This window comes from uncultured Clostridium sp. (genome assembly GCF_900547735.1).
Classification (GTDB): domain Bacteria; phylum Bacillota; class Clostridia; order Lachnospirales; family Lachnospiraceae; genus Otoolea.
Window position 1 is genome coordinate 25,644 of the sequence record NZ_URHZ01000056.1, and the last position, 12,575, is coordinate 38,218.

Sequence of the window (12,575 nt, forward strand, 5' to 3'; positions counted from 1 at the left end):
GGTAATATCATGAAATTTGGATGTTTTGGCTTGATCCGTCAAATCTCTCTCATTGAGAAGGCGGGATTTGACGCCGCCGAACTGGATTTTTGTGAAATAGCCGCGCTTTCCGAAGAGGACTTCCGGCAGCTTTCACAACAGCTGAAGGATTCTTCTCTGGATTTCTCTGTTTTTTCCGGTTTGATTCCTCTGACGGAACGGTTTCACAGCGAAAGCTTTGACAGAGCATACTGGCTTGAGCATATCCGCCGGGGAGCCGGGCGCGTGTCACAGCTTGGCGCTTGCATGATTCCTTTTGGGGCCGGTAAATGCAGAAGCATCCCGGACGGATGTACCGACCGGAATGCCGCAAAAGAACGGATCCGCAGCCTGGTTTCCGATATCTGCGGTATCCTGGCGCCTTATGGAATCACCCTGGTTATCGAACCGCTCGGTCCGGCCAACAGCAATTATATCAACTATATTGCAGAGGCCGTACAGTTTGTCTCGGTTCTCAGCCTTCCAAACTGTAAAACCATGTGCGATCTGCGTCATATGCATAAGCTCGGGGAAGACATGGATGAAATTGTAAAATACCGGAACTCTGTTTTACATGCTCATATTGATTATCCCGAAGGTGATAAGCGCTTCTTCCCGAATCCAAAGGATGGATTTGACTATGCCCCCTATTTCAGGGCACTGTCGAAAGCCGGTTATGACGGGATTCTCACAATCGAGGCCACCGCCTACACCGACTTTTTCAGAGAAGCGCGTGAAGGTCTGATGTTGTTAAAAGAATACAGAAGACAGTACTGTTAAACCGGGCTGTCTGTTGATAAAAAGAAAGAAGAGTGACTATGAAAAAATTATTCGGCACCGTGGTTCCCATTATTACTCCATTTACTGGGGAGGATCGGATTGATGTGGAATCACTGAGCAATCTGACGGAGTATATAATCGAGGGCGGGCTTCAATGCCTCTATCCATGCGGGACCACCGGGGAGATGCTGCTCCTTAATCCCGATGAACGAATGCTGGTTCTCGAAACCGTTCTGAAAAAAGCGGGAGGACGTATCCCTGTATTCGCCCAGGCCGGAGCCATGACCCTGAAAGACACGGTTGCGCTTGCCAGGCATGCGGTAAGAGCCGGGGCCGATGGAATCGGCGTCGTTACCCCATCCTATTTCAAACTGTCGGACGACGGCCTTGTCGATTATTATACCGCCGTCGCTGAGAGCGTGCCGGAGGATTTCCCGGTCTATCTCTACGCTATTCCGCAGAATGCGGTAAATGATATCAACTGTTCCACGGCTGTCCGGATTGCCGCCGCCTGTAAAAATGTGGTCGGCATTAAATACAGTTTTCCCGATATGACGCGGATCCAGGAGTTCATGACAATCAATCAGGGAGACTTTTCCGTGCTGGTAGGCCCGGATCACCTGTTCCATGCCGTATGTGCGGTGGGCGGCGACGGGACGGTGTCGGGAAACGCGATGATATTGAGGGAACATTACGCGGCGCTCTGGAGTGCCATTCGTTCCGGAGACAATAAGCTGGCGGCTAAAATCCAGCGCAGGACCAATCTGCTGAACAATATCCTCTGCCGGAAAAATAATATTTCCGCCTATAAATCCATCCTCTGCCGGGAAGGTATTATCCGTTCCGCCCATATGAGGGCCCCGATGGAATCGCTTACGGACGGTGAAGTGGAAATGATCGCGGCGGAACTTGAGATGAATCATTACAGGGAGGTAATTCTCTAATCCCATATCTGAAATCCATAAAAATATAACCGGGACCCTGTGCGTCCCGGTTGTTGTTTTTTATTTACTGCAGATGATGCTCGGCCAGAATCTGCCCGGCTTTCTTCAGTTCTTTCTCCAGCAGGCTTTTCCAGTTATCGGAAAAACCTTCCCAGTCTCCTCGTTTCAGCAGGTCTGCCGCCTTCCGGATCACCCTGGAATATTCCTCCCGAAGGTTTGGCCTCCTCACACGGTTTAATACAAAAGGATAGCCCCAGACCATGAATTCCGCTAAGACGCCGTAGCATTCCCTCACGGCTCCCAACGGACAGTTGGCAGCAATAAAGTCACTTGCCAGTTTAAAGCACCTGTAGCATGTGTCCTGCCTGTAAATTCCTTCAAATTCTGCCGCCAATGAATCACATGCCTCTTTCCCCATATTCTGTAAGGTGTAAAGAAATACCGGGCGCACCGTTAAGGCCATAAATTGCAAACTGTCCCGGTAGAGGCGCAAACCCTCCTTCACTTCCGCCCGTCCAAAATCAATGTCCCCGATATTGGAACATACTTCCGCCACTTTTCCCCGATGGCAGCTTATAACCCCAAGGCTGTCCATGATGCTGAGAGTACGGCGCAGCGTCCGGTATGAAACGTCTAACTCCCTGGACATTTGGGAAAGGGACGGCAGGGAACTTCCGATTGGATAGGTTCCCTTCATAATCTCGGTAATAATGCGTGAAACCAGGGTGTAACACAACTGAGGCCGCTGCCAGTATACATTCCAGCGGAAGGGAATCTGTTCCCTGTCCTTCAGTCCATACTCTTCTTCCGCCCCGGAACAGAACGTCAGAAGATTTCTCATACAGGTGCCAAAATCCTCCTCAAACGTTTGCTTCATAAACTCAGCTTCGTTCTCTTTTTCATCAGTCAGAAGCGCCCTGTCTCTTTCCAGATGCATATCGTGGCTGGACAGATATGGGAAACGGGTATACCGCAGCACTTCCCAATAAAAGTTCAAAAACAGCTTATTCTGCAGTTCACCAAAAGCATAGAGATGAAGACGGGTAGAAATGGATAAGTTGATCTTTCCCTCCTCCAAAAGTCTTTTTTTCAACTGCCGCCACGTATCCTTATCGATGCTGCCCTGGGCATACTCCCACACCGGCTCAACCAGTAATAAACCGGCCCCGCAGAAATCGATAATTCCCGCTTTTCTCGGGACAAAATAGACGGCTGCATTTTCCATGAACTGTTCTCTGCCGGCCCGGTATATTACCCTGGCCGGTTTTCTGGCCGTCACTTCAATAAACCCGTTTTCTTCCAGGCGCGTCAGCGCAGCCCGCACGGTCCGCGGCGCCATACGGAAAGTTTCCCCGATCCTGGGTATGGAAGGGAGGACTTCACCGTAACGGCATACTCCCATTAATATTCTTGTCTCATAATAATCATAAACCAGATTATAAATCAGTTTTTCGCTGTCTGTCAAAACGATTCCCCTTTTAGTCTGCTGTAATTATGTGATTACTTGGTCTGCTGTAACTATATAAAACCTCAGTCCGCTGTGCTCTGATTCCTCTCATTATATCATAATATCCCGAAAAAAGCGCCGCCGGTTTTTTTCGGCAACGCTTTTCAGTGAAATCTTTTATCTGCTGCTCCCGGCCTCTTCTTTTAACTGAAACCGGGCAACCAAATCCCTCAGGAGCTGTGCCTGGGAAGACAATTCCTCGCTGGCCGCGGCGCTCTCTTCCGCCGTTGCGGAATTCGTCTGGATTACGCCCGAAATCAAATTGACGCTCTCCGTAATCTGGCGGATCGAATCAGCCTGTTGTTCCGAGGCATCGGCAATATAGCTCAGCGACTCCGACACCTTCTGCACCCCTGTCACCACTTCTTCCAGCGATTCCGCCGTCTTATTTGCAATTCGTTTTCCCTTTTCAACCATCAGAAGAGAATTCTCTATCAGGGCAGCCGTGCTTTTCGATGCGGCGGCGGATTTCCCCGCCAGGTCGCGCACCTCGTTCGCCACCACGGCAAATCCTTTCCCCTGCTCTCCCGCATGTGCCGCTTCCACCGCCGCATTCAGGGCGAGAAGATTGGTCTGGAAAGCGATATCCTGGATTGTTTTTATGATCTTCCTGATTTCACAGGAACTTTCGCTGATCTGCGTCATTGCACTCAGCATATCCTGCATGCAGGCCCTGCTTTCCCGGGCATTGGACTTAAGGATTTGGGAACCGGCGCTGGCATCCTGCGCCTTCTGCGCGTTTATGCCTACCTGCTCCGATATGCGTTCGTTCGTATCGGAAAGTTCCTCTATGGAAGACGCCTGCTCCGAGGCTCCCTCAGCCAGAGTCTGTGCGGCCTGGGCCACCTGTTCCGAACCGGATGCAACCTCCTGCGATGCGCGGTTGATTTGTAAAAGAGTACCGCTCAGTTCCTCGTTAATCTGCTGCATGGACATAAAAAACTGATGCAGATCACCCACATACCGTTCTTCCTCACTGCTGTGCACATTAAAATTACCATTCGCCATCTCTCCAAGAAGATACGTCTCATCCCGGATGATATCCGACAAAATATCCGCCATATTCCTCATATCGTCGGCAAGCTGTCCCAGCTCATCCTGAGCGCGGTATTCAATCTTCACATCCGCAAATTCACCCCGGGCCATACTGCGCGCCGCTTCTTTCAGCTCCTTCACCGGCTGCGTGATTCCCCGTGCGATATATGCGCCGAATACGGCGCTGACAATGACTCCCACACTTCCCAGTATCATCATCGTGGTGATCGCTTTTGTCTGCTTCTCCTGAAGCCCTGCAACAAGGTTTTCTCCCTTGTTCTTGCCACTCTCTATCAGAAGATCCAGCTCCGCCTGAGCTTCCTTAATCGTGGGAATATTATTTTTCTCCATATATTCTGCGGCTTCCGTATTTCTGTTCCGCACTGCCAGGGAAAGCACCTCTTCACGCATCGGCGCAAGCTTGTTAAGAGCCGTATTGAGGCGCACGATAATCTGTTTGTCACCCAGAAAATGATTCTCAATTACCGCGATATTCTCCTGAATAATCTGAGCGGAATTCCTGGCGTTTTCAACCGCTTCCTGTACAATTTCGGGATCCGTATTGGAGATCGAACGGTAGACCGCCTTCTGCATCCTTTCAAAATTAGCATTTACCGTACCGGCGCTGTCATTGACCGTAAAAGGTCCGTTATAGAAAGTTTCTATCTGCCCTCCCAGTTTAACCAAATCAACGATACTCACCGTACATCCCGCTATCAGTACGAGTAGGATCAGAACATACGAGATAAATAATTTTTTGCCCACCTTTAAATTCTTCATTGCCCCCTGGCCTCCGCTTTAGTAATTATAGATTTGGTACTCCCCATGAAACTTCTTTATATAAAAACAGGGCAATCTCCGGCTTCTCACCGCCGCCCCGCTGATTCTCTTATGAACAGAGTTCCATACAAAAGATTATATCATGGATCAGGGGCGGAAACAATATCGGAAAAATATTACGGTACCAGGCGTCCCCGAGGCATTCCTTTTCTACCTTTCCCGAATGGCACTCCCAGTTCCCGGGAGCCGGCCATTTACTTTTAATTCTGTCCAAACCGTTTCGTTGTACACAATAGTCTAATGCTTGCGGTTTTTACCGTCCTGTTGCATAATTGCAGAATGCACTCCCGTTTTTCCATACGGCCGCAGAAGACTCCGATGTATCCGGCCGCCTCTGCGGCGCCCAAAGAGCAAGAATGATTAAACGTCCGCCGCCATTGTTGGGTATAATAATAGACCGGAAGGAGGTTTCGGATATGCGAAACGAAAACATTGAAAATATCGTCTCCGTGATTGAATATATCGAGGCACACCTCACGGAGAAACTGGATTTAGACCGTATGGCGGACGCCGTCCACTATTCCAAATACCATCTGCACCGCATGTTTACCGGCGCGGTCGGCCTGACGCCGCATGAATACCTTCAGAGGCGGCAGCTCACCGAAGCCGCCAAACTGCTGGTCTTCTCCGACAAGCCGATTCTGGATATCGCACTGCTTGCCGGATACGAGAGCCGGCAGGCATTTACAAATGTGTTCACGGCCATGTATAAAATGCCGCCGGGCAGATACCGGGAAAATGAAAAATTTTACCCGCTGCAGTTAAAATACCGTTTGGAAGGGAGTTTTGGCATGTTGGATTTAAAAGAACAGGCGGAGTGGGCAATCGAATTTGCCGGTGAGGAGGACATCCCCTGCTGGATGGAACTGGTCCGCCTCGTCGTAGACGGATTTCCCTGCTTAAATGAGGAGGAATACATTTCTGTGCTGAAAGAAAAAATCAAGGCCAGGCAGGCCCTGATTCTGAAAGACGGCAATCTTGCAGTCGGCATTATGATTTTTTCATACGACAGCGGAAGCATAGATTTTATGGGCAGCCATCCGCTTTACCGAAAAAAGGGCATCCCTAAAGCATTTCTAAAAAAGGTAATGGGGGAACTGTTGAAAGGGAGGGAGATCAGTATCACCACCTACCGGGAGGGCGATCGGGCGGATACGGGCCAGCGGAAGGAAATCAAAGGGCTCGGATTTGCCGAAGCCGAACTGCTGATCGAGTACGGATATCCCACCCAGCGCTTTGTTTTAAAGGAGGAAGGCCATGAATAACGGACAGTCCCAAACAGACGGCGTGCCGTTTCCCGACGAAGCCGCGCACCTTGAAGAAATCAACCGCAGGCTGGAACAGGCCCTGAAGGATGCGCAGTCCGATGTGGAACGGATCGATCGGGAATACAGGGATGCCAAACAATACATGGCGGATTACAGGGGAGAAATCGATCCCCACGAAATGTTTCAGAATGAGCTGCTGCTCAGACAGACGGATCAGACCGGCGCCTTCGCCGTGAAAGTCCGTGACAGGATTGCCAGGCTGAAAGATTCCCCCTATTTTGCCAGGATCGACTTTCAAAGCAACGGCAGTAAGGAAACGGAAAAATTCTATATTGGGCGGTTCACCTTCAATCAGGGAAATGAACCGCTTATTTTTGACTGGCGCGCCCCTGTTTCCAGCATGTTCTACGATTATGAGGCCGGTCCGGCGGGTTATGACGCTCCGGTAGGAAGAATCGACGGGGAACTGAAGAGGAAACGGCAGTTCAAGATTAAAAACGGAGTGATGGAATATGTCCTTGAAAGCGCCTCCCATGTGCAGGACGATATCCTGCAGAAGGAACTTTCCCATACCTCCGATGAAAAAATGAAATCCATCATAGCAACGATTCAGAAAGAACAGAACCGGATTATCCGGAATGAACAGGCCGGTACGATGATTATCCAGGGGGTGGCGGGTTCCGGTAAAACTTCCATTGCGCTCCACCGTATCGCTTTTCTGCTCTACCGCCGGAAGGACAGGCTGAACGCCCGCAATGTGACGATTCTCTCCCCCAACCGGGTTTTTGGGGATTATATATCAAATGTCATACCGGAACTGGGCGAAGAGCCAATCTATGAACTGAGCTTTTCCGATATTGCGGAAATAGGTCTGGAAAACGTCATCGGTTTTGAGTCCGAACAGGATCCTCTGGAAATCCGGGATGAACAGTGGGCAGAACGCGTCCGTTTTAAATCATCACCGGACTTTGCCTGCCTTCTGGATGAATACATACAGGGAATGCCGGAACGGATTTTTGTCCCTGCGGACTATAGCTCCGGCCGCTTTCCCGTGGACGGGGAATGGATCAGGGAACGTTTCCGAGCTTACGGAAAATATCCCGTTAAACGGAGGCTCTTCATGACAGCGGACGATATTTACAACCGTCTTCAGAACGAAAATATCTGGCAGGAAGATATCCCGAAAGCCAGGACGATCTTAAAAAGCCTCACCGCCATGCTGCGGCTTAAAAACACTCCGGCGCTTTATAAGGATTTTTATAAGTGGATGGAACGGCCGCAGATGTATGTCATGCCGTCCAGGAATACTCTCGAATGGGCGGATGTATTTCCCTTTCTCTATCTCCATGCTGCATTCGAAGGCATAAAGGAGAGCAAAATCACAAAGCATCTGGTGATCGATGAAATGCAGGACTACACTCCCCTACAGTATGCCGTGATAAACCTGATGTTCCCCTGTCAAAAAACGATTCTGGGCGACTTCGGGCAGTATCTGAATCCTTACCACACGCACACCCTGGCAGACCTGCGCCGCATTTACAAAGGCGCAGAATATGTGGAACTGAATAAAAGTTACCGCTCCACCTATGAGATTATGGAGTTTGCAAAGCGTATCGGAACTATTGCTTCCCCGAAAGCAATGGTGCGCCACGGGGACGTCCCCGCACTTGTCGCCTGCAAAAATGAACCGGATGAAATCCTGAAAATAAAAAGAGCCGTCCGGGACTTCAGGGCGGGGGAAAATTCCTCACTCGGCATTATCACAAAGACGGAACAGGCCGCAAAAAAGCTTCATGCCATATTCTCAGAAGAGGACGGAGTGCACCTGATTCTGCCGGAAAGCACGCATTTTGCAGGCGGGATTTCGATTGTCTCCGTCCGCATGGCAAAGGGCCTGGAATTTGACGAGGTTCTCATCCCCCATGCGGACAGCCTGACTTATCAATCGGATTATGACCGCAGCCTGCTCTATATTGCATGCACGAGAGCCATGCACAGACTGACTCTGCTTTACAGCGGGGAGGCATCCCGGTTTTTAATTCAACAGGAAAATTCTATGCCCTCAACTATTGAATAAAACAGGCCGGAACAGGATCGCACAGCGGCAAAGAGGAACCATGCCGCTGAAGCGGGCCTGCTGCCGCTCCGTTACATCCTGTTAGGCTCCAGCCATTCCCTGAAAAATTGATTGAATGCATCTTTTTGATCGAGCTGAAGGTTGTGTCCCGCATGGTCAAGGCAGCGAAAAACGGTTTGCGGCAGATGGGCGAGCAGCGCTTTGCAATCTTTGTATCCCACACAGTTATCCTGCCGTCCGGTAATAACATACAACGGCTTATTGAACTCAATCCGCCGCAGTTCGGATTCAAAGGAAAACCCATATCCGTCCCGCTCATATTTTTCTGTAAAATCTTTATCCACACTTTTGGAACCGGCCAGGATTTCTTTCTGATACCGGAGCCAGGTCTCTTCATCCGCAAGCACTGCGGACTCCAAAAAGTCTTTAAATTCAGGGTCATTTTCGTGTTCCTCAAAAAACGCTTCCCGGATGAATAATTGATCCTTTGCCTCGGTATTGCGCCTTTTATGTTCACTTTTTACACAGGGGCATATCAAAAAAACGCGTTCAATCTTTAAATCATTCTGGAACATCAGCCCCAGCGATAAATATCCCCCATATGACAATCCAACCAGAAGAAAACTTTCATCTTTTATCACCTGTCTGATAAATTCTTTTACGATCTCCAACATTACATCGGCATTCTTAATCCAGTCTCCCGCCCCGGATTTTCCCATGCCGGGCAGATCCGGATAAATCCTCCTAAACCCGCCGGAATCTTTTAAAATGGGTTCGATACAGCCAATCATGGTTCTGCTGTCCTGCGGAAAACCGTGCAGGCACAAGACGGGCTTTCCGGCGCCGAATTCTTCGTAATGTAATGATATGGAATTTACCTTACATTCCATTTTCTCCCTCCTTTGTACTGAAGACAGCTCCGTCATGAAGTTATGAATCGATCGACCAAACACGGAGTGACAAGGGTATTCTACGCCCGCGAAAGGGCGCCCGTCAAGAGTAAAACAGATGTATGTTCCCGCTCACCCGAATGCGTGTTACTGTTCACTCCGTGCCCAGCAACACGCTTCGCGATGCACAGAAACGGCAAAAAGCACCGTTGATTGTAATGAAAAGTCCGCATCGCGCACTTTTCGTTGCGTCGCGCCGTAACCCTCGGGTTTTCTGTGACTTTCGCTTTGCTCCACTCACAAAAAACACCTCGCGGAATACTGCCCGTGAACAGTAACGAATGCGTGCTTCTGTCCTGTTTATACATGAATAGTCAGGTACTTAACAAAAAATAAGTCAGGTACTTGACATCCGATTAGTCAGGTGCTATACTAATCAAAGTCAAGTACCTGACATACCCAACTGAGCACTATTAACCATTAACTACTAACTACTGCGAATAACGGAGGATATGCCCATGAATGAAATAAAAGATATTATTACCAGTCAGCTTCAGCAGCTTCAGACACTTATGCACCGCATCATGTTCAGCCAGTACCGCAAACCTCATAACCCGCACCGGGGACAGGGCCGCGTACTGGCAATCCTTAAGCTGAAACCGGAAATGAGCCAGAAGGAATTGACGTATCTGCTGAACATGAGTAAGCAATCGGTTGCCGAACTGGTGGCAAAGTTGGAAAAGAGCGGTTATATCACACGGGAACCTTCAAAGGACGACAAGCGTGTCATGACGATTCGGCTGACCGAAGAAGGTGCGAAGGCCATTGACGATACGGACGATCGCGAACCGGATATTTCGAAAATCCTCGACTGCCTGAACGATGAGGAGCTGTCCGCTTTCAGTGATTATCTGGGACGCATTATCGGACAGTGTGAGGAGCTGCGGCCGGATGAAGATTTCGAAGCCCACCGCAAGTATGTGGAGCAGTTCATGTCGTCCGTCGCGCAGGACAGTGAAAGCTGGCCTTATCCGGGATATAACTGTAATGGGCATGTACGCGGCTTTGACCATTTCAGAGGCCATGCTCACGGCTGTGAACGTTCCAGGGAACATGCCCGCGGCTGTGAACATTCCGAAGAGCACGCTCATTCCGGAGAGCACGCTCATGACTGTGAACGTTCCGGAGAGCGCGCTCATGACTGTGAACGTTCCGGAAAACATGCACATGGCTGCGGGCGTTTTGGAGAACATACACATGGAAACGGCCCTTTCAGAGAGCGCGGAAACTTCCCGTCCGAAACGGGGCATTCACCATTTACGAATGGAGGGATTGAAAATGAATTTGGCACTGAAGAGAACGACGGTTAAAACTCCGTTTGCGGGCGCGGCCGCCATGTGTTTGGTTGCGCCCGATGTAAAGGCCGCCCTGCCGAATGTACTGATTGACTACCTGTGGCAGCTCGCCCTATGTGAAAACTGGGAAAACTATGAACATCAGTTATTTATCCTTCAAATTGGAGAATTAAGCGGACGGGGCATTCAGGATATATACCATTCCTGTAACTGCGGTAATCCGATGGAGGGACACCGTGTGTACGGCGTGGCGCCTGTCAATTGTACGCTGCAGGTGCTTCACTGCGGCAGCCGCTATGAAATGAGGATGTACAAGGACAAATGAAGGTTCGGGAATCGGCAGAAAACTATCTGAAAGCAATTTTTATATTACAGAAACGGCTTGGAGAAGTCCGTTCGATCGATGTTGCAAATGAACTTCATGTATCAAAACCGAGCGTCAGCAATGCGGTTAAGAAACTCCGAAGCGAGGGTTTCATCACTGTGGATGAAAGCCACAATCTCCTTCTGACGGAGGACGGGTTAAAGTACGCCGTCTCCATATTTGATCGCCATATCACAATTGAAAAATTTTTGAGAGATGTTCTGAGTGTTGAAGAAAAAACGGCGCACAACGACGCCTGCCGGATGGAGCATCTGATAAGCACGGAAACGTGCAGTAAGCTGAAAAACATTCTTTGATATAAAATGTCTGAAGGCGGCCCTGGTATAACCGGAGCCGCCGTTTTAACGTCTATTCTTTACTTTCACCTATTCTTTACCTTCGCCTTTATTTTCCAGCAAATCCCCTACAAAATCCATCTCATCCCTCAGCAGCTCCAGATACCTTTTAAGGACCGCCGTTCCTTTGAAATCCTTATGCACCAGATAACCGAAGTCCAGGGTACAGCCCTCGATGGGGATGCATTTCCAGCCCAGTTCATTCAGGCGCTTGGGCGGCAGTTCCACACCGATACTGTAGGCGGCGGACTCGGAAACAAAACGGCTCCTCAGCACCCGGCTGTCGCACTTGATGAGCTTTGACGCATCGACAAAATTAAACTGGGTGACGACACTGTAAGGAGAATGGTCCGTATTTCTCTCACTGTAGGTGATAAAGGGGTAATTCTTAAAATCCGCCAGACGCAGATGCTCCTGCCTCGCCAGAGGATGGTCCTTCGAAAGGTTGATATTGCACTGCAGCGCACAGAGATGATTGTACTGAAGCCGTTTCCGTCTCAATTCCGCCTTCATGATTGGCGCCTGGATATCGGAACTTATCAGAAATGCCACATCCATCTGCTTTTTACTCAGCAGTTCAATAGATTCGTACTGGTTGCTGTCCTGGATCGCCATCTGGAGCATCGGTTGCATTTCATTCTCTTTATATAACTTTAAAAAGGCATCCTCCACCGGCGTGTACCGCGGACTCAGAATCCGGAACGTCATCCCCTCTTTCCGGTCGGAAAGACCCATAACCAGATCCGCCTCCCTCAGGATCGACTGGGCATGATAGACCAGATCCAGCCCCTTCTCAGTAAATACTATCCCGTTCGCAGTCCGTTCCAAAATCTGAAATCCAAGCTCCGTTTCCAGGTTCTTCACCGAATTGCTGATATTCGGCTGTGACAGAAAAAGCTCCTTCGCAGCCTTGGAAATCGAGCCCGTCCGGTAGATGGCCGCCACATATCTAAGCTGTTCAAATTTCATTTTCTTCCCCCATAGAACACAATAGTCTGTAACTTTTTATATACCCATATAAGTATTCCATATTTTCTGATGAAAGTCAATTAATGGTAAACTTTATCTATAAAAGATAAACTCATGTTGTTACTGTTCACTCCGTGCCCAGCAACACGCTTCGCGATGCACAGAAACGGCA

At 49.4% G+C, this 12,575-nt stretch carries 11 protein-coding genes; 7 read left to right on the forward strand and 4 right to left on the reverse strand.

Going from position 1 to position 12,575, the window contains the following annotated elements:
- Nucleotides 1-9 precede the first annotated feature (9 nt).
- Together QZT18_RS16405 and QZT18_RS16410 are read left to right on the forward strand one after the other, a co-directional pair.
- Nucleotides 10-798: a sugar phosphate isomerase/epimerase family protein gene (locus QZT18_RS16405; RefSeq protein WP_294149401.1), complete on the forward strand. Its 789-nt coding sequence runs from the start codon at nt 10-12 to the stop codon at nt 796-798.
- Between the two features lie 38 nt (nt 799-836).
- Nucleotides 837-1,742 (forward strand): dihydrodipicolinate synthase family protein, encoded by a 906-nt coding sequence (locus tag QZT18_RS16410; protein ID WP_294149403.1) that lies wholly within the window; start codon nt 837-839, stop codon nt 1,740-1,742.
- A gap of 64 nt (nt 1,743-1,806) precedes the next feature.
- On the opposite strand, the gene QZT18_RS16415 is transcribed toward QZT18_RS16410, so the two are convergent.
- Nucleotides 1,807-3,207, reverse strand: coding sequence for a GntR family transcriptional regulator (locus QZT18_RS16415; protein ID WP_294149405.1), 1,401 nt, complete (start codon nt 3,205-3,207; stop codon nt 1,807-1,809).
- Between the two features lie 159 nt (nt 3,208-3,366).
- Nucleotides 3,367-5,064, reverse strand: a complete 1,698-nt coding sequence (locus QZT18_RS16420; RefSeq protein WP_294149407.1) for a methyl-accepting chemotaxis protein — start codon at nt 5,062-5,064, stop codon at nt 3,367-3,369.
- Between the two features lie 476 nt (nt 5,065-5,540).
- Here QZT18_RS16420 and QZT18_RS16425 point away from each other — a divergent pair, with 476 nt between their 5' ends.
- Entirely contained in the window at nt 5,541-6,389 is an 849-nt protein-coding gene (locus QZT18_RS16425) for an AraC family transcriptional regulator (protein WP_294149409.1), read from the forward strand.
- Nucleotides 6,382-8,469, forward strand: a complete 2,088-nt coding sequence (locus tag QZT18_RS16430) for an ATP-binding domain-containing protein (RefSeq protein WP_294149411.1) — start codon at nt 6,382-6,384, stop codon at nt 8,467-8,469. The genes QZT18_RS16425 and QZT18_RS16430 overlap by 8 nt, the downstream gene beginning before the upstream one ends.
- Nucleotides 8,470-8,540: 71 nt before the next feature.
- Here the strand turns inward: QZT18_RS16430 and QZT18_RS16435 are convergent, their stop codons facing one another.
- Nucleotides 8,541-9,359 carry an alpha/beta fold hydrolase gene (locus QZT18_RS16435; RefSeq protein WP_294149413.1) on the reverse strand — a complete coding sequence of 273 codons (819 nt, stop codon included), beginning with the start codon at nt 9,357-9,359 and terminating at the stop codon, nt 8,541-8,543.
- 518 nt (nt 9,360-9,877) lie between these two features.
- Here QZT18_RS16435 and QZT18_RS16440 point away from each other — a divergent pair.
- Genes QZT18_RS16440 through QZT18_RS16450 form a run of 3 tightly spaced genes read left to right on the forward strand, consistent with a single transcriptional unit; the run spans nt 9,878 to nt 11,395 of the window.
- Complete coding sequence (locus QZT18_RS16440; RefSeq protein ID WP_294149415.1) at nt 9,878-10,729, forward strand: MarR family winged helix-turn-helix transcriptional regulator; 852 nt, start codon at nt 9,878-9,880, stop codon at nt 10,727-10,729.
- Entirely contained in the window at nt 10,698-11,039 is a 342-nt protein-coding gene (locus QZT18_RS16445) for a hypothetical protein (RefSeq protein WP_294149417.1), read from the forward strand. The genes QZT18_RS16440 and QZT18_RS16445 overlap by 32 nt, the downstream gene beginning before the upstream one ends.
- Nucleotides 11,036-11,395, forward strand: coding sequence for a metal-dependent transcriptional regulator (locus QZT18_RS16450; protein WP_294149419.1), 360 nt, complete (start codon nt 11,036-11,038; stop codon nt 11,393-11,395). The genes QZT18_RS16445 and QZT18_RS16450 overlap by 4 nt, the downstream gene beginning before the upstream one ends.
- A gap of 69 nt (nt 11,396-11,464) precedes the next feature.
- Here the strand turns inward: QZT18_RS16450 and QZT18_RS16455 are convergent, their stop codons facing one another.
- On the reverse strand, nt 11,465-12,403 hold the full coding sequence (locus QZT18_RS16455; protein WP_294149420.1) for a LysR family transcriptional regulator: 939 nt from the start codon (nt 12,401-12,403) through the stop codon (nt 11,465-11,467).
- Between the last annotated feature and the right edge of the window lie 172 nt (nt 12,404-12,575).

Bases quoted from the DNA above. Each gene is read 5' to 3' on its own strand.
- QZT18_RS16405 (WP_294149401.1), top strand. From the start codon at position 10: ATGAAATTTGGATGTTTTGGCTTGATCCGTCAAATCTCTCTCATTGAG.
- QZT18_RS16410 (WP_294149403.1), top strand. From the start codon at position 837: ATGAAAAAATTATTCGGCACCGTGGTTCCCATTATTACTCCATTTACT.
- QZT18_RS16420 (WP_294149407.1), bottom strand. From the start codon at position 5,064: ATGAAGAATTTAAAGGTGGGCAAAAAATTATTTATCTCGTATGTTCTG.
- QZT18_RS16425 (WP_294149409.1), top strand. From the start codon at position 5,541: ATGCGAAACGAAAACATTGAAAATATCGTCTCCGTGATTGAATATATC.
- QZT18_RS16430 (WP_294149411.1), top strand. From the start codon at position 6,382: ATGAATAACGGACAGTCCCAAACAGACGGCGTGCCGTTTCCCGACGAA.
- QZT18_RS16435 (WP_294149413.1), bottom strand. From the start codon at position 9,359: ATGGAATGTAAGGTAAATTCCATATCATTACATTACGAAGAATTCGGC.
- QZT18_RS16440 (WP_294149415.1), top strand. From the start codon at position 9,878: ATGAATGAAATAAAAGATATTATTACCAGTCAGCTTCAGCAGCTTCAG.
- QZT18_RS16445 (WP_294149417.1), top strand. From the start codon at position 10,698: ATGAATTTGGCACTGAAGAGAACGACGGTTAAAACTCCGTTTGCGGGC.
- QZT18_RS16450 (WP_294149419.1), top strand. From the start codon at position 11,036: ATGAAGGTTCGGGAATCGGCAGAAAACTATCTGAAAGCAATTTTTATA.
- QZT18_RS16455 (WP_294149420.1), bottom strand. From the start codon at position 12,403: ATGAAATTTGAACAGCTTAGATATGTGGCGGCCATCTACCGGACGGGC.